17 protein-coding genes are annotated in these 18,282 nt (G+C 33.5%); 16 read left to right on the top strand and 1 reads right to left on the bottom strand.

Translation table 11 applies throughout. The annotated features are described in order from the left end of the window. Positions 1–604: 604 nt before the first annotated feature. Complete coding sequence (locus tag CN514_RS26525) at positions 605–739, bottom strand: hypothetical protein (RefSeq protein WP_268875887.1); 135 nt, start codon at positions 737–739, stop codon at positions 605–607. 212 nt (positions 740–951) lie between these two features. Between CN514_RS26525 and CN514_RS13465 the strand changes: the two genes are divergently transcribed. The 16 genes from CN514_RS13465 to CN514_RS13390 all read left to right on the top strand — a co-directional run bounded on the left by CN514_RS13465 (position 952) and on the right by CN514_RS13390 (position 18,237). After that, complete coding sequence (locus CN514_RS13465; RefSeq protein ID WP_098233035.1) at positions 952–1,695, top strand: metallophosphoesterase family protein; 744 nt, start codon at positions 952–954, stop codon at positions 1,693–1,695. A 521-nt stretch (positions 1,696–2,216) separates the two neighbouring features. Next, entirely contained in the window at positions 2,217–2,567 is a 351-nt protein-coding gene (locus tag CN514_RS13460) for a hypothetical protein (protein WP_098233034.1), read from the top strand. 419 nt (positions 2,568–2,986) lie between these two features. Then, the gene (locus CN514_RS13455) at positions 2,987–4,336 is read left to right on the top strand and encodes an acyclic terpene utilization AtuA family protein (RefSeq protein ID WP_098233033.1); all 1,350 of its coding nucleotides are present in this window, start codon (positions 2,987–2,989) and stop codon (positions 4,334–4,336) included. 12 nt (positions 4,337–4,348) lie between these two features. Further along, entirely contained in the window at positions 4,349–4,699 is a 351-nt protein-coding gene (locus CN514_RS13450; protein WP_098233032.1) for a DUF4387 domain-containing protein, read from the top strand. Next, positions 4,674–5,600 carry a ribokinase gene (locus tag CN514_RS13445; RefSeq protein WP_098233031.1) on the top strand — a complete coding sequence of 309 codons (927 nt, stop codon included), beginning with the start codon at positions 4,674–4,676 and terminating at the stop codon, positions 5,598–5,600. The genes CN514_RS13450 and CN514_RS13445 overlap by 26 nt, the downstream gene beginning before the upstream one ends. Next, entirely contained in the window at positions 5,569–6,471 is a 903-nt protein-coding gene (locus tag CN514_RS13440; RefSeq protein ID WP_098233030.1) for an ABC transporter permease, read from the top strand. Before CN514_RS13445 ends, CN514_RS13440 begins: the two co-directional genes overlap by 32 nt. Before the next feature lie 15 nt (positions 6,472–6,486). Beyond that, positions 6,487–7,365 (top strand): carbohydrate ABC transporter permease, encoded by an 879-nt coding sequence (locus CN514_RS13435; protein WP_098233029.1) that lies wholly within the window; start codon positions 6,487–6,489, stop codon positions 7,363–7,365. Positions 7,366–7,419: 54 nt separating this feature from the next. After that, positions 7,420–8,889, top strand: coding sequence for an extracellular solute-binding protein (locus CN514_RS13430; RefSeq protein WP_098233028.1), 1,470 nt, complete (start codon positions 7,420–7,422; stop codon positions 8,887–8,889). Between the two features lie 13 nt (positions 8,890–8,902). Continuing rightward, positions 8,903–10,051: an ADP-ribosylglycohydrolase family protein gene (locus CN514_RS13425; RefSeq protein WP_098233027.1), complete on the top strand. Its 1,149-nt coding sequence runs from the start codon at positions 8,903–8,905 to the stop codon at positions 10,049–10,051. Positions 10,052–10,084: 33 nt separating this feature from the next. After that, positions 10,085–12,187 (top strand): ADP-ribosylglycohydrolase family protein, encoded by a 2,103-nt coding sequence (locus tag CN514_RS13420; RefSeq protein ID WP_098233026.1) that lies wholly within the window; start codon positions 10,085–10,087, stop codon positions 12,185–12,187. 85 nt (positions 12,188–12,272) lie between these two features. Then, positions 12,273–13,265 carry an ADP-ribosylglycohydrolase family protein gene (locus CN514_RS13415; RefSeq protein ID WP_098233025.1) on the top strand — a complete coding sequence of 331 codons (993 nt, stop codon included), beginning with the start codon at positions 12,273–12,275 and terminating at the stop codon, positions 13,263–13,265. Then, complete coding sequence (locus CN514_RS13410) at positions 13,265–14,308, top strand: ADP-ribosylglycohydrolase family protein (protein WP_098233024.1); 1,044 nt, start codon at positions 13,265–13,267, stop codon at positions 14,306–14,308. Before CN514_RS13415 ends, CN514_RS13410 begins: the two co-directional genes overlap by 1 nt. Before the next feature lie 51 nt (positions 14,309–14,359). Next, complete coding sequence (locus CN514_RS13405) at positions 14,360–15,376, top strand: LacI family DNA-binding transcriptional regulator (RefSeq protein WP_098233023.1); 1,017 nt, start codon at positions 14,360–14,362, stop codon at positions 15,374–15,376. Between the two features lie 362 nt (positions 15,377–15,738). After that, a complete protein-coding gene (locus tag CN514_RS13400; protein WP_098233022.1) occupies positions 15,739–15,999 on the top strand; it encodes a DUF2187 family protein in 261 nt (86 codons plus the stop codon). A 319-nt stretch (positions 16,000–16,318) separates the two neighbouring features. Then, positions 16,319–17,215, top strand: a complete 897-nt coding sequence (locus CN514_RS13395) for an ABC transporter ATP-binding protein (protein ID WP_098233021.1) — start codon at positions 16,319–16,321, stop codon at positions 17,213–17,215. A gap of 65 nt (positions 17,216–17,280) precedes the next feature. After that, positions 17,281–18,237, top strand: a complete 957-nt coding sequence (locus CN514_RS13390; protein WP_098233020.1) for an ABC transporter permease — start codon at positions 17,281–17,283, stop codon at positions 18,235–18,237. Positions 18,238–18,282: the final 45 nt, after the last annotated feature.

The raw sequence follows: 18,282 nt of genomic DNA, 5'->3' as shown, positions 1-18,282 counted from the left end.
ACAACTTCAATATATTTTTAAGTTTAAATTGTATTAGTATTTTATTAAGCTTGCTTAGTTTTATGGTTTCGATCATTTCAACAAATAAAAGATGGAGTGAAAAAATAAATATTGGTCTAAGTTTGAATTTAATTCTAGTTACTTCTCTTTGGATTAACATAGTATACGTCGAGGTTTAAAAGTTATTTGAATTGTATTTTTAAGAACGAGGTGAGTTGGAATAGGAAATTTATTTAGAGTAATGTTATTTCTTCTTTTAACTTTTATAGTGATTGTATTTACGTTAATATTCTTTCTCAGTCCGGTATCCAGTAATAAAAGGAAGTTCTTCAACAACTACTTACTTAAATCTAACCAAAAGTTACGGACTAATCTCTAAAGAACAACAAATTTATTTAGAAGGGATTACAACTGGAGATATAGTTACAAATGTTACTGTTGAAGAACAAAATATGGTTGAAAATAGTTTGGCACAGCAAGGATTTGTTCCGCAAGAAAATGGAACAGGCTTCAATTTTGTAAAAAATAAATAATTTAATTTCTACAATTAAAATAAAACGACTGACTAACTAATAGCAGTCGTTTCACGATATTAACCTAAATCTCACTTCTTACAATCATAAGCAACCAAAGTAATATCTAATTCCTCTTCCAAGTTCTCAATCTTACTCTTCGCATCACTAGTTAAATCTGCAATAAAAAAGTCACTATTATTTAAATCTTTATTCTCATTACTCATTTCAAAAATCCCCTTTACCAAAATTTTACCTTTTCATTATTCCCTGTGGTAAAAAAACTATCCTAGCTATAATGGGACAATTAAATAAAATTTTAATTTCGTAAAAAAGCAATAAGGCGGATAGCTTACTATAGATATTTATATTTGTTAAACTATTTATATTATTTAAACAATTTAGTGGGAATAATAGGTTTACAGAAAGGGTTGGATGTATGGATAAGGATACGGTTTTTGCAATTGGAGATATACACGGTAGTATAAATGAATTAGAAAAATTACTTAAACAATGGAATCCAGATAGTGAAAGGCTAATACTACTAGGAGATTTAGTTGATCGAGGTGAGAATCCATACGAAGTTTTGATAAGAGCGCAGCAATTAGAAAAAGAATACGGAGCGGTTGTTATACTAGGAAATCATGAGCAAATGTTATTGGACTGGCTTGAGCAACCTGAGTTTAAACAAGCGTATTATTACGGGCAAGGTGGTTTAGAAACAATAAATTCTTTTTTTAAATTTGAAATTACAAATAAAAGAGGCCCTAATGAAGTAGCACAACTAATGAAAGAGCAATTTGAATCTGAACTAAAATTTATCAAATCTAGACCATTGTATTTCGAATGGGAAAATTATGTATTCGTTCATGCCGGAGTCGATCTGAATCTGGAAGATTGGAAAGAAACGACTAACAAGGAATTTTACTGGATTCGTGATGAGTTCCATTACGGAAAAAACGAAACAAATAAAACATTTATTTTCGGCCATACTCCAACATCAATTCTTCACAAGACTGAAGGAAAATTCGATATTTGGTATTCACCATGTAAAACGAAGATCTGTATTGATGGGGCAGCTGCATATGGTGGGGTTTTACATGGGATTAAGGTTAATAAAGAAGGTATAATTTCTACTCATTCAATTTCTTCTAAAACAAAGTCAACAAAATATGATCTATAATTGAAAGAGTTGAAAGAAATCTAATATAAATTAATACATAGATTTTGAATTTATAGTAAAAGTCGTTGCCTTTAAGGTAACGACTTTAATTTTTTTGATAGTATAAATACAAATTTTTATTCTAAAATATTTAATTAGTAGAATTTTTACATTAGAAAATTAAAATGTTATTAACATTTACAAGTTTTTTTAAAATCCATTAATACGAGATAGCCAAACGTCAAAATAGACTAGATAGTTGGATACTTTATGAAAATGAATTCACAACCGTTCAAGATGATTTATCTAATGGTGGGAAAAATTAAAGAATCATAATGTGGGAATTGACAGTATAAAAAAATAGGCACTATTATATGTTTTTGGACTATTATGATAAAATAAATCTTATTCAAGTTCATTTTGAGGTAAATGGTAATTTGAATAGGAAGAAGAGCTATTTATATGAGCTCTGACCTTTAATATTTCAGAGGTTGACTTTCCGACTACAAGAGAAGCCACCAGTGGCTAAGGAGGAATTAAAATTGACAAAACTAGACCTACTGAAAGATTTTATTCTTAACAAAGAATTAGACATCGATGTATCTATACCTAATGAGGATTATACAAATTTTTCATACAATGGATTTGATGCGGGTACAGTCTATAATAATGACACCTACAGAATTTCTGTAGCTCGTGGAACAAAGGTAGAACGACTATTCCGTAAACGTAATTACAAAATGAAGGTTTCTAAAGATAATAACAACAATCTAGTTGCAATCTTTGAACTAGAAAGTGCTAATGATTTTGTACAAGTTAAAACGCTGCTTCTAAATATGGATAAATTAGCTAGCAACGGACTTCGTGAAGAATTGAACCGTGCAGTAAATTAATTTTATTTTATTATTTAATTAGTATGACTGCAGAAAAGATAAAGCTAACTGTAAACGTTGGTTAAATAGGATGATCGAACCCACCAATAGATGGTGGGTTTTGTTTCAACTGAGCAACTATATTTTCGAAAAGAGCCTATTAGATAAAAATTTAATTTACTTTAACAGAGTCATGATTATATAAAGAAGTTAAATAAATAAGCAGTTTAGAAATACGTACAAGGATATTATAATCAGTTAATTCTAAAGATTTTAAAATTAGTTATTGACGTATGAGTAATTCATTATTATGATTAATGTATGTAACCGGTTACATATCAATGAAGATAAAATGCTATTTTAATGTAGCTTTTATTTTTTAAAGATTATGTAACCGGTTACATATAAATAAAAATCGACTATGTTAGAAGGTTGAAATGATGTCAGATGAAATTAAAATCTTGTCCCCGTGTGGGATGCTTGGGTATGGATTTCCAGCCGCTTCATTTTTAAATGGACTAAGAGATAAAATACATGGAATTGTCGTTGATGCTGGATCTACGGATGCCGGTCCTCATAAATTAGGAGCAGGTGTTTCAATCGTAAGTGAACGGGCATTAATGAAAGATTTAGAATTAATCATAACAAACGGTGTTCCAAGAAAAATTCCAATTATTATTGGATCTGCGGGTGGAGCGGGAGCGCGACCACATGTAGAATCAACGATTTCAATTATAAAGAAGATATTAAAAGAAAAAGAATTAAGTGCTAAGATCGCAGTAATTTGGGCTGATTTTACACAAGAGGAAATTATTGAAGCAAATCGTGCTCATAAAATTAAACCTTTAAGTCAGAATATTCCTGAACTAGAGGAAGAGACGATTAAAGAAACAATTCAAATTGTTGCCCAAATGGGTCATGAACCCATTTTAGAAGCTTTAGAGAATGATAGTGATATTATCATATGCGGCCGGGCTTATGATCCATCGCCATTTGCGGCAATTGGGATCTATCATCAAAAAAATCCAGGACTAGCTTATCATTTAGGTAAAATTTTAGAATGTGGTGCACTGTGTGCCGAACCTGGAACTACAAAGGATAGTATTTTAGGAGTTTTAAAGGAAGATTCTTTCACAGTCGAATCATTAAATCCATTACGAAAGTGCACGCCGATTAGTGTGGCAGCCCATACTTTTTATGAGAAAGAACATCCATACTTATTACACGGACCAGGATTTAGATTAGATTTAAGTGATTGTGAGTTTCATGACGCTGGAAATGGTGTTGTAGAAGTTTCGAAAAGCCAATTTATTCCTGAAGATACTACATTTATTAAGCTTGAAGGTGCAAAAAAAGCTGCGTATCGAACATTTGTAATGGCAGGGATTAGGGATCCAATTTTAATCGAAAATATTCATGAGATTGAAGATCGAGTTAAAGAACAAGTTTTTGAATATTATACAGAGATTGACCGAAATGATTACAAAATTAACTTTTTAAATTATGGGATGGATGCAGTTCTTGGCTCAAAAGAAATAGAGTCATTTAAGGGCCATGAAATTGGTGTTTTATTTGAGGTTATTGCCAAGACTCAAGAACTTGCAAATAGTATATGTGCGACAGTCAGATCAACTTTTCTACACTTTGGTTATGAAAAGCGTAAGTCTACTGCAGGGAATCTAGCATTTCCATTTGCACCAAGTGATGTCGAATTTGGAGCGGTATACGAGTTCTCTATTTATCATTTAATGGAAATTAATCATAATCCGTTTCGAGTTGAGTACATGTAGGAGGGCAAAGTAATGGTTACATTATTTGATTTAGCGAAAGTGCTTAGAAGTAAAAATTCAGGTCCATTTGAAGTCACATTGGACATTTTATTTGATTCAGAACGAGTTTATCAACTAGTAAAAAATTCAGGCAAGATTACGAAACAAACAATTTGTCATTTATATAATTTACACGAAGAACAGGTTCACCATCTTGTTTTCTTTGACCAAGCTTTGGGAATCAAAATTACGATTGAAAGAGATGTCTCTTCAGGAAGTGTAGGAGACAGAGATGTATATGGTGCGCAACAACATGCACCGCTAATGAAGATTACTTTTGATGAGGCGGAGATAACTAGTGAGGAAGATTGCAGTTGTAGGTAGTATTAATATCGACTATTTTGTTGAAGCAGAAAAATTACCGGAAATAGGTGAAACGCTATTAGGAAATCAATTCTTTTTATCTGTTGGAGGTAAGGGGTCTAACCAAGCTGTGGCCGCATCTCGGTTAGGTGCTGAAGTAGCTTTATTTGGCTCCGTTGGTAAAGATGAGATTAGCGAAATCTTTATCGAAAATATGAAAAATGAAACAGTAGATATAACGAATTTAAATCTTGTAGAAGGAAGCCATACTGGTGTTGCATTTATAGAAATATGTAATAGCGAGAATCGAATTCTAGTTGTACCTGGGGCAAATGATTTTACAGATATTAACTATATTACTAGAGTGCTAGATGAATTGCTTACGTATGATGTCGTTTTATTCCAAATGGAAACACCGATTGAGTTGATGGAGTATTTGATTCCTATTCTACATGAAAAAGGAAAAATAATAATTGTAAATCCTGCTCCTGCTCAAAGACTCGAAGAACATGTATTAAAAAAGATCACTTATTTAACACCAAATGAACATGAGTATGAAATCGTTTTTGATAGCAAACTTCCAATGGAAGAGATACTTAAGAACTATCCAAATCAATTAATTATTACATGTGGAACGAACGGTGTTGTTTATTATGATGGACAAGAAATTGTTCGTGTACCCGTTATAAAAGTAGAGCCAGTCGATACAACAGGTGCAGGAGATTCATTTTCTGGAGGGTTTGCTGTAGCGGTCTCTGAAGGGAAAAATCTTTATGATAGTATCCGATTCGGAAGCGTCGTAGCAGGATTATCTGTTACGAAAAAAGGTGCTCAAACCGGTATGCCATATCGAAGTGAAGTAGACCTTTTATGGAAAGAGGGGTTGAAACATGAAGGTAAAGACCACGTTATCGAAAATTAAAAAAGATTGGGTCATTTATTTAATGCTTCTTCCGGCAATAGTTTATTTCTTTATTTTTAATGTAATTCCTTTGCTAGGAATGAAGCTTGCTTTTCAGGACTATCGGATTATTGGAGACAATGTGTGGGTAGGGATGAAGCATTTCAAAGTTTTGTTTAGCTCACCGGCTTTCTTAGATGTTTTGAAAAATACGGTTATTATCAGCACGATGAAAATCATCTTTATTTTTCCGATTCCGATTATTTTATCACTGTTAATCAATGAAGTTCGAACAGGACCATTTAGAAAGTACGTTCAATCAGTTGTCTATTTGCCTCACTTTCTATCATGGGTTGTCATCGCAGGAATTTGGATTAGTCTATTAAATCCACAAGATGGTGGTGTCAATGTAATTCGTAACTTTTTTCATCTACCATCTATCGATTTTATGACTAGTAAGAGCCATATCCGTTGGGTTTTAGTCTTTTCAGAAATGTGGCGTTCATCTGGATGGGACTCGATTCTTTATTTAGCAGCAATTATGAAAATCAGCCCATCTCTATATGAGGCAGCACGGATAGACGGTGCATCAAGTTTACAACAAATGAGGTATATTACATTACCCGAACTAACAAGTACAATCGTAACTGTTTTTATCTTAAATTTAGGCTTCTTTTTAAACGCTGGATTCGATCAAGTGTTTAACTTAATGAATGACTCTGTTATTAGTGTTGTAGATATTTTAGATACGTATGTGTATCGAATTGGTATTTTAAATGCCCAATACTCCTATGCAACAGCGGCTAGTTTATTTAAGGGTGTAATTGGCGTAGTTTTAATTCTTGGAACGCACTTTATCTCAAAAAGGATTTCAGGTAAAGGTGTTTGGTAAAAGGGAGGTGAAGACTTGAAGAAGATTAATTTGACAAGAGCGGTTATCTATTTAGTGTTATTTTTACTATCTTTATCAATATTAATTCCAATTTTAAACTTACTGGCAATGTCCCTTTCCGATCCTTTAAAAGTACATAAACTAAAAGGTTTAAGTATTTTGCCAGAAGGTTTTTCTTTGATTAATTATAAAATATTGCTTTCAAATCCTTTAATTATACGTAGTATTTTCAACACATTTTTAATCACAATTGTTGGTACTGCATTAAACCTATTTTTAACTGCAATGGCAGCCTATGTTTTAGCTAGAACGAACTTTGTAGGAAAAAAAGTTATCATGGTATTCCTTATAGTTCTAATGGTTTTCGAACCAGGATTAATCCCGGAATTTTTGCTTGTTAAAAATCTAGGATTACTCAATACTTACTCTTCTTTAATTCTTTACAAGGCAATCAATGTATTCTATTTATTCATCCTAATGAGATTCTTTGAAGATGTTCCGGATAGTATTTTAGAGGCAGCAAGAATAGATGGGGCAGGACATTTCAAAATTTTTACTAAAATTATGCTGCCACTATCTAAACCTGCACTTGCAACGCTTGGATTATTTTATGGGGTTTATCACTGGAATGAATATTTCAGAGCGACCATTTATATTACGGATCCACATAAATGGCCATTACAGGTTGTTCTAAGACAATTTGTAGTGATGAGAGATAATACTTCAATGCTAGGAAACTTAACTGGTGGGTCTTATAAACAAATTGCTAACCTAGATTTTGCTTCCCTACAAGCAGGGACAATCATTATTTCAATGATACCTTTACTAATTTTGTATCCATTAATTTTAAAATATTACGCTAAAGGTGCGCTTGAAGGTGGAGTAAAAGACTAAAAGCTAGTCTAATTTTTTAAAATAACACACATTAAATCAGGGGGTAAAAAAACAATGAAGAAATTACTTATGTTGATTTTTAGTGCATTATTAGTATTTACATCAGCTGCTTGTTCGAATGATAAAGCAACGAATGGGAATGACAAAACAGCCGATGGAAAAACAATTATCCGTGTGGTTGCAAAAGACGACTCACCATCAAATCCTGCTTCAGTAAAATATTACAATGCTTTAGAAAAAGCCTTAAAAAGGGACGAAAACATTAATGTGAAGTTTAAACTAGTTGAAGTTCCACAAGGTGATTATGCTGAAAAGTTAAATCTATTATTAACAGGTGGAGATATTCCAGATTTAATTTATTTCCAAGGTGGAGATCAACAAATTGCACAACAACAACTTTTAGAAAAATTAACTCCATATATTAATAAGTCTAAGTATATTAAAAATTTACTTCAACCATATAACGAAGAAAGATTAAAAAATTATCCTTACTTATTATGGATTAAACCTCTTGATAAAAAGACACCTGTTATTCGAAAAGACTGGTTTGACAAAATGGCTAGCTCTCAAGAATTAATGGCAAATCCAACAACAGATAATTATTATAAGTTTTTAAAAGAATTAGTTTCTACACATCCAGGAGGGGCTAAAAAACCTGCTTATGGTTTAACAGCAGCAGGAGATATTTCAGAATTAGATTCTATGTTTAAAATGGCATTCGGAATTAATCAAACATGGTTAAAAAATAGTGACGGCACATATGTTTACTCAAAAGTATCAAATAATGAAAAAGAATTACTAGCTTACTATAGTAAGCTTTATAAAGATGGAATCTTAGATCCTCAATACTTAACAAAACAATGGGATACAAAAGAAAAAGCTTTCTATGATGGTGAAGCAGCAATTATTACTGGAACGAATGGTAAAGTTATCGATCTTTACAATAGTAAAATGACTCAAGTGAATGGTAAGCAATCTGAATTAGTCGTTCTTCCGGCTGCAAAAGGTGTTTATCAAGGTTTTGGAGAGACAGATGTAACGAAAGAATCACGTGGTTATGCGATTTCTTCACAATCAAAACATAAAGATTTAGTGTTCAAAGTGTTAGATTACTTAGCAAGTCCAAAAGGCCAAATGTTAGATCGACTTGGATTTGAAAATGAAGAATATAAAATTGAAAATGGTCAAATTGCTTTAACTGATAAATATTATAGTGAATGGTTTGCTAGATATTGGGAACCAACAGAATTTAAAACAGAGCAACCATTAAAAACACCACTATTAAGCGAGCCTGCTTTAAAATCACAAGATTTAGTTAAACAATCTTATACAGAAGATAATAGTTTTATTTTGCCAGAGAAATTTGTAGCAAATTGGGATGCGATGGAAAATCTTTATAAAGAGTACGCAACTGATATTATTACAGGAAAACGTCCAGTAAGTGAATTCGACAAGTTTGTGAAAGAATGGAAAAAAGCTGGTGGAGATGAGCTTACTAAATATGCAAATGACAAAATAAAGTAAGGAGTTCTAAAGTATGGTTTCATTTCAGGATCGTGTAAGAGGTGTTATTCTGTCAACTGCCTTAGGTGATGCACTTGGGGCACCGATTGAAAAGTTAACCTATGAAGAAATAAAAGAGAAATATAGACGAGTAGAGTCATTGAATACAAGTTGGTATAAAGAAGATGCTCCATATGAAGTAACGCTTGGTAAAATGCGCGGACAAGGTATCGTAACAGACGATACCTTGATGACCGTAGCCTTAATTAATGTTTATTTAAAGGAAAAAAGACATCTTGATGCTTACGATGTTGGGAATGAATTCGTGAAAGAGATTGCTTTTGAGAAGACATATATTCCTGAATTTGGTCGCGAAGCCTTAATTATTGATCGACTGTTTTATCCTGAAAAATATATATTCATGCGTCATGTTTTAGCGAATTGTGAACCAAGAGAAGCTGGAATTGGAAACATGATTAATTGTGGAGCAGCTATGTACATTGCCCCGGTTGGAATCGTTAATGCAGGTAATCCAAAAGCAGCTTATGATGAAGCCATTTTATTTGCGATGGGCCATCAAAGCAGTTACGGCCTTGAAGCAGCAGGTGTTTTAGCTGCATGTGTAGCAAAGGCTTTTGAAGAAAATGTGAGCATTGATGAAATTGTTGAGACGGCTATCAACTTTGCAAAAGACGGTACAAAACAAGCGATTATTGAAATGACTGAAGCGGCAAGAATACTACGTTCAGAGAATGCAGAAATGAATCAAGTCATTGAAACATTCCAAAACGTAATTGCTAAATTTTCACCAATGAAAGATGATGTCCATCGAAAAATTGAGAAAGTGGGCATTCCTTCAAATCATTATACTCCGAGTAGACTGTTTTCAATTGAAGAGCTACCAATGGCGTTGGCATTTATTGTTTTAAACAATGGTGAATTTTACAAAACAATTTATGATGGTGTAAATTCGGGGCGCGATACGGATTCCATTGGTGTAATGATTGGTGTGATCCTTGGAGCAAAATATGGATCTGAAATTATTCAACAGGAAGATATTTTACTATTAGAATCAAAAAATAAAATGAACTTAACCGAATTATCGGATACATTTGCTGAAGTTGCAAAAGAGATTATTTTACAAGATTTAAGTGTTAATGAACAAAGAAAAAGATTGCTGTGAACAAAAGTGTAACCTGGAAGTGGAGTGAATGAAATGATTTCGAATGATTATTTAGAGAAGGTATATGCTGGATTTTTAGGAATGAATGCTGGAATCCGACTTGGTGCTCCGGTAGAGCCTACTGAGTGGACTCCAGAAATAATTCAAGACGTTTATGGCGATATAAAGGGATATTTAAAAGATTATCAAACGTTCTCAGCAGATGATGATGCAAATGGGCCGGTGTTCTTCCTTCGTTCATTATATGATGATGCAATAGATCGTGAATTAACTCCAGAAGATGTTGGTCGTGCATGGCTTAACTATACTCGTGAAGGAATCGGAATGTTTTGGTGGGGTGGCGAGGGTATTAGTACAGAACACACTGCCTACAATAATCTGAAAAAAGGTGTTTCTGCGCCAAAATCGGGTTCTGCTGAAGTAAATGGAATTGTCCTTGCAGAGCAAATTGGCGGACAAATATTCGTAGATAGCTGGGGATTATTATTTCCAAATCAACCGAAAAAAGCAGCCGATTATGCTGAAATTGCTGCAAGCGTATCACATGACAAAAATGGTTTATTCGGGGCGAGATTTATTGCTGCATGTATTGCACAAGCATTTTCTGCAAAATCGATTAGTGAGATTATTGAAGCTGGCTTAAAAGAGATTCCAGAAGATTCTACTTATGCTTTAGTTGTTCGAGCAGTTCTTGATTTTCATAAGCAGGTGCCAAACGACTTCCGCCTATGCCGTCAATATCTTGAGGACGAATGGGGATATGATAAATACCCAGGAATTTGTCATATCATACCGAATGCAGGTGTATGTGTCCTTTCTTTACTTTATGGTAATGGTGATTTTGCAAGAACAATTGAAATTGCAACAATGTGCGGATGGGATACAGACTGTAATGCTGGCAACGTTGGGACAATTTTAGGCGTTTTCACCGGAATAAGCGGTATAACTGATGTTTATAGAAAACCTATTAATGATTTTATCGCCACTTCAAGTGTTTCTGGTTATTTAAATATTTTAGATATCCCTACGTTCTCTAAATCTCTAGCAATCTTAGGCTACAAGATGGCAAATCAAGAGCCACCTGTTGAATTAAGTGATAGTTATCTAGAAGAAGAAATTTATTTTGATTTCACATTACCAGGTTCAACTCATGGATTCCGAACCGACTTCCCTTTTAAAACCTTTTTAAGACACAACTCCGAACAAGGGCATCAAAGAAAAGGATCACTTGAGATCTTTATCGACAGAATGATAAAAGGTGAAAGCAGTAAAGTTTTCTATAAACCTTTCTACCGTAGAGAAGAATTTAATGATGAAAAATATAAACCAACTTTTGCACCTCAGATTTATAGTGGACAAAGTGTCTCTTTCAAAATTTATTCAGATAAAATTCAAGGTGAAGACTTTAATTTAACACCTTATATACGAAATTCTTATTCGAAAGAAACTGTAAAACTGAATTCTATTAAACTGACAGATGATGAATGGAATTCGATTGAATTCGTCGTTCCAGATACTGATGGTGATTTAATAGATGAGGTAGGCTTTATCATTGAAAGTCCGTCTGAATTAACAAAAAGAGCTTTTGGTAAATTATATGTTGATGAATTCAGGATTTTTGGTAAGTCCTGCTATGCTATTGATTTTTCTAAGCAAGCAATTGAATTTCTTAGCGTAACTCCATTTTCTCATCATAGAGGAGAGTGGACTCTTGAAAACGGAAAAATGAAGGTTAGTAGTTTAACAGATTGTGCATCATTTACAGGAAACTATTATACCAAGGATGTCATCGTACAGGCATCTATTTTCCCAAAGAAAGGTGACTCTCACAATCTACTATTTAGAGCATCTGGTGTAGAACGTCATTACCAAGTTGGCTTTGATGGGAAAAATCAAGTTTCACTCATCTTGAACGATTTTGGAATTGAACGATTACAATCAGTTCCTTATGAATGGAAATATGAGGAAGAGTATCAGTTTGAACTGAAGTGTTTAGGGAATGAAATCAGCTTATCTATTAATAATGAAGAAATTCTCTCATTTGAACACGAGGGATTTAATCGAGGTATGATCGGATTTGCAATGTTAGAACAAGGTGAATCGATAATCTCTCATTTTGCTATGAAGGAATTATAAGAATGTTGTTTATGAAAGGTAGCGTTAGCTGCCTTTTATAATACAATCAATCACATTTTATGATTAATAAAACGAGGTGAATAGAATGAATCGAAAAGAAATCTACGAAAAAGTATATGGTTGTCTAATTGGCCTTTCTGTTGGCGATGCACTTGGCGCACCAACTGAGGGCATGACGCTAGAAGGAATTAGAGAGAAATATAATTGGGTGGATGGTTTCATTTCAGACGATCCTGTTGGGACAGATGATACAGAGTACTCGATGTTAACTTCCTTAATTTTACTAAAATATGATGAAAATTTAACTTATCGCGATATGACAAATGAATGGAGCAAATACTTATTAGACCAAAACGGTGGGTTTAAAGGTGGAGGTTTTAGCGAAGTTGATGCGATTTTTAATTTAAGAAAGGGCCTCGTTGCTCCTTATTCTGGTATGGATAATCATGAAATGTGGAGTGATGGTGTAGCCATGCGAATTGCTCCAGTTGGTGTTTATTTTGCTGGGGACCCAGAAAAAGCTGCAAAAATAGCAGAAATTGAAGCAAGAATTAGTCACGACAGGGATGGGGTCTATTGTGGTATGGCAATTGCTGCTAGTGTTGCTTATGCGATGACTGGAGATTCATGGGAAAAGGTCATTCAAAATGGCCTAGACGTATTACCGAAAGATTCATGGTCTTATCGCAAAATAAGTGAAGCTGTAAATATAGGGATCAAATATTCCAATGTACAAGAAGCAATGGAAGAGCTTTACAATAAAGTATCTATTTTCTATTATCCGTGGGCTGACGTTGCACCTGAAGCGACGGCTTTAGCGTATGGTGTATTCGCTGCGTCCAAGGGAGATTATAAACAAGCTGTTTTAGGCGGAACGAATATTGGTCGCGATTCGGATACAATTGCTTCTATGAATGGCGCATTAACTGGGGCATTAAACGGTGCTAGTGTAATTCCAGAAGACTGGAAGAGTAGAATAAATGTTATTAAAGGAGTATGTGTAAAGAAAACAAAAGGAATTGACATTCGTGATTTAAGTGAGAAATTTACAGATGTCATAGTTGGGAGAGGAATTTAATGAATAACCAAACTTTATATAGTAAAGCCTGTGGATCATTTTTAGGACTCGCAGTTGGAGATTCATTAGGATTTCCGGCAATGTACCATCGCACGTCGGTTTTACCTACTAGAAGAAGGAACCGTCTTTGGGACTTTAGTAAACAGACTGATGAACATAAGATTAATAAGTTTTCATTACCATTTACACATGCAATGGATGAAAGTATTCTAGATTTTTCAGGTACCGATGATACTGAATTTGCGATGATTTCCGCACTTACATTACTTGAAAGTAGTCAATTTAGTGAAGAAGAATTTTTTAAACAGTGGAAAAAGCTTGTCGTTGATCACGAAAGCGAAATTTGGAGCGGAATTAGTGAGCGTGCTTCAATTGAAAATATTAAAAAAGGTTTAATTCCACCTGCAACTGGAAATGACAATCCTCATCATTTCGATGATGGAGCTGTTGCTAGAGCAGTACCAATCGGCATTAAGTTTAATGGAAATCCTGAAAAAGCGGCAGCAGTCGCAGAAAAAATAGCAGCTATTACGAACGCAGAAGATGGAGTATTTGCTGCAAAGGCAATGGCTGCAAGTATTGCAATTGCTCTTAATGGAGCTTCACCAAGGGAGATTATTGATGAAGGTTTAAAACAAATCCCCGAAAATACATGGTTAAATAGAAAAATAAGACAAGCATTTTCGATTTTGGATTCAGTGAATAACGATGGATTTGCTGCTATTCCGCTTTGGAATAATCAATTAGTCAACTCGATTTATAACTATGGAAATATTGCTCCTGAGACATTAGCCGTTGCCTATGCTATAATTCTTGCTACAGAAGGTAATTTCGAAAAGAGTATCATGCTCTCGCTTATGTTACCAAAACAAGCCGATAGTATGCCGGCAATGGTCGGAGCATTGGCAGGGGCAATGAACGGAATAGAATCGATTTCGAAAAGTTGGATAGATAGTGTTGATACACTAAAAGGATTCTGTGTCCCTCATTTAAAGGACTTAACGATTACTGATACAGTAAAACGTTTAATTGAATCAGAATAAGAATAGAATAAATAATCGAAAATCTGTTACATTTTAGGGGAGTACAATCTAGTGAAGAATAAGAAAGCGACGATTCGAGATGTCGCCAAAGAAGCTGGTGTTTCTGTTGCTACGGTATCCAGATTTATAAATAACATAAGTTATATTAGTCCGGAAACAGAACAAAAAATTAAAGTAGTAATGAAAAAGCTTGATTATAAACCAAACGAGATTGCTAGAGGACTTGCGAAACAAAAATCGAAAACAATTGCTTTGATTATTCCTGATATTTCCAATCCGTTCTTTCCAGAATTGGTTGTCGCAATTGAAGAAGTTGCTAAGTTAAAAGGGTATAGTCTAATACTAGTTAATTCAAATAATGATGATTTAAAAAACCCTAAGTTTTGGAAAGAGTTTCAAAGTAGGTATATCGATGGTTTTGTTTTAGCTTCGTTTGAATTTAATGAAGAAATCCTAAAAAGCTTACAGAAATTACAAATACCATTTGTTAGAGTAGACCGCGCTGTCGATACGCTTACGGCTAATTCAGTAGGCGTGGATAATTATCAAGGAGCTGTAATGGCCGTCGAACATTTGCATGAACTTGGATGCAAGAAAATTGCTCATATCAGTGGTCCAGATGTTTTCATTCCCTCGATTGACAGGCTTAGTGGATATCGAGATACTTTGCAAAATTATTTTCCATTACAAGAACCAATTGTTTACCAAGGGGATTTTACGATGGAGAGTGGCAAGCAATTAACCCAAAAGTTGCTTGAAGATCATCCGGATGTAGATGGTATATTTCTTGCCAATGACTTGATGGCAATCGGCTCTTTAAAGGCATTAAAAATGTTAAAGATCCATGTTCCGACTGACATTGCCATTATTGGATTCGATGGAATTAAAATAGCCGAAATGGTAGAACCAGAACTAAGTACAATTGTCCAACCAATTTATCGAATAGGCGTTGCCGCCACTAATAAATTAATCCATCTAATTGAAAATACAGATGACACCGAAGCATATCAATTAGAAGTTGCATTAGCTAAAAGAGAATCTACTTTAGGTTTTGTGTCTAAAGGTTAATGATTCAACTTTGTTTGCATCTATTTAGATTAAAATAGTAATAGAGCAAGCTAATAGCTCGTAGAACTAAAGGGGTTAAGACTGTAAACAAAATCGATGAAAATCGAATTTGTTTACAGTCTTTTTTTATTTTTAAGACGAGATACATGCTTTCAGAACTTCATTCAATTCAATTAGTTCAAGTAGGTATAATCGCGCTAAGCTTATCTTCACTTTACTAAAATAAGAACTAGTTATCTAAAACTATTTCTACATAGATCTATAGGTACACCGTCACGGTGAAATCTAGTATCCAATTCACTTTTGAATATTCAGATATTTTTGTAATATTAAATAAAAGTAAATAAAAAGGTGATAAACATATGTGCAAAAATAATAAAACAATCATAACTATGAATAAATATTATGTAAGACCAGGTGACGAAATCGAATTTATGCCAAAAGAGGATAATGTAAAAGAGTTTAAACTGCGGTTAGTAAAAGGTATTGTAACAAAAGTTCTTTCAAACTCTGTGATTGTAGATATGAGAAATGATCGTAACCACAGACATTATTACGATCATGACCACACCGTAATCAACCACAAAAAGTATAAAATTTTAGCTCCTATTTCAAAAAGTTAAACAAACTTAAAATTTCCTAGAAAATAGCCTTAGCCCAAATTAGAGGATTAAGGTTATTTTTAATTTCGGTACTTATGCACTTATATGAATTTCCTAATATAGTAAAAATTAAATATGTAAAACTACCCAATATTTGAACTCCAAAAAATAATTACGGGAAATAGTTACAAAAAAACCAAAATATGTAATATTTTTTATATTTTTGTAACAATATCTCCCAGTTTTTAACAAACTCAGACTTTAGACCGTTTTGCTCTCCGATAAGTTTTGTTAAAATAAAATTAGAAATTTAGAAAATATTGGAAATAAGGAGGACGAAATGAAAAAGGCAATTGTACAAATTAAGAACTTATCAAAGGAAATAAAAGGGAAGAAGATTGTTTCTGATTTAAGCTTTGATATTTTTGAAGGTGAAGTTTTTGGATTCTTAGGTCCAAATGGAGCTGGTAAGACGACGACGATCAGGATGATGGTTGGTTTGATGAATATTTCTGAAGGTGACGTTGTCATTAATGGTCACAGTATTAAGTCCAACTTTGAAGATGCAATTAAGAATGTAGGGGCAATTGTAGAGAATCCAGAATTGTATAAATTTCTAAGTGGTTATGATAATTTATTACAATATGCTCGTATGGATAAGAATGTAACAAAAGCGAAGATTGATGAAGTTGTTGAACTTGTTGGTTTAACTGGAGCTATACGTCAAAAAGTTAAAACGTATTCTCTTGGTATGAGACAGCGTCTTGGTTTAGCTCAATGCTTATTGCATGATCCGAAGGTTTTAATTCTTGATGAGCCTACGAATGGTCTTGATCCAGCGGGTATCCGTGAAATGAGGGATCACCTGCAGCTTCTTACGAAGAAAAAAGGGATGGCCATCATTGTATCGAGTCACTTATTAGCAGAAATGGAAATGATGTGTGATCGAATTGGTATTATTCAACAAGGTAAGCTTGTAGATGTACAAACAGTAACAGAGCTTACAACTGAAGATGTTCAAACGTATTCAATTGAAGTGAATAATAATGAAACTGCACTTAAAGTATTATCTAAACATAATGCTCAATTAGTTGATGGCGAAATACATATTGAATTAACAAGGGAAGATGTACCGAATGTAATTGAGTTATTAGTCGAAAATCGCATTCGCGTATATGGATTTAAAGCAAATGCAAAAACATTGGAAGATCGTTTCTTAGAAATTACGAATGTTTAACAACTCTTTAGTAGTCTATTAGTTTGTTGATGCTTTAGAATTTCCAAAAGAAAGGAACTTAAATCATGTTAAAATTGATTCAAAATGAATGGATAAAGATTATTAAAAGACCAGGAACAATTGTGATGGTTGCTCTTATTATTTTACTAGTAGGAGCTATGGGTTCATTTGTTAAATATAATGAACATAAAAAAGAGCAAAATGCAGATAAAAATTGGAAGCAAACATTACAAGTACAAACAGCAGAAGATAAAAAACAATTAAAAGGTCTAAGTGATAAAAATGACCCTCAAAGACCATATTTAGAACGATCAATTGCAATTAATGAGTACAGAATAGACCATAATATATCACCAAATGAAAAGACGAATGTTTGGACTTTTATGGATGTTTCATCAAGTTTAATTATTTTAGTAGGACTATTTACGATTATCGTTTCTGCCAATATAGTGGCGAGTGAATTTAATTGGGGGACGATTAAGCTATTACTAATCCGTCCGTTTTCTAGAAAAAAAATAATTATGTCAAAATATTTAACTAGTATTCTATTTGGTTTTGCAATGTTATTTATATTATTTGTAGTTTCGAACCTACTAGGTTTAGCACTTTTTGGTACAGGAAGTGGGAATACTTCATATTTAGCATATGTTGATGGCCATGTTGAAGAGCAAAGTAGACTTGTCTATTCTGCAAAGTTTTACGTAATGAGCTTCATTGAAACATTTATGCTTGCTACGATGGCGTTTATGGTTTCAACAGTATTTAGGAACAATACAATTGCGATCGGTATCTCAATTTTACTATTAACAGTTGGAAATACGGTAACAGTTATTTTGGCTGGATTCTTTGACTGGACAAAGTTTATCTTATTTGCCAATACAAACTTAATGCAGTACGTCAATGGCACTCCACCAGTTGAAGGGATGACAATGACATTCTCAGTAATCATACTATTAGTCTATTTTGTTATTTTCCTAGGATTATCATTAGTTGTATTTTCAAAACGAGATGTAACAGCTTAAGTTGTTAAGTGTTCTTTTTTAAGTACTAAATTCAAATAAAAAAAC

Origin of the sequence: Bacillus sp. AFS001701 (assembly GCF_002559405.1) — a bacterium.
Classification (GTDB): Bacteria; Bacillota; Bacilli; order Bacillales; family Bacillaceae_G; genus Gottfriedia.
This window is presented reverse-complemented; position numbering and strand designations above follow the sequence as displayed.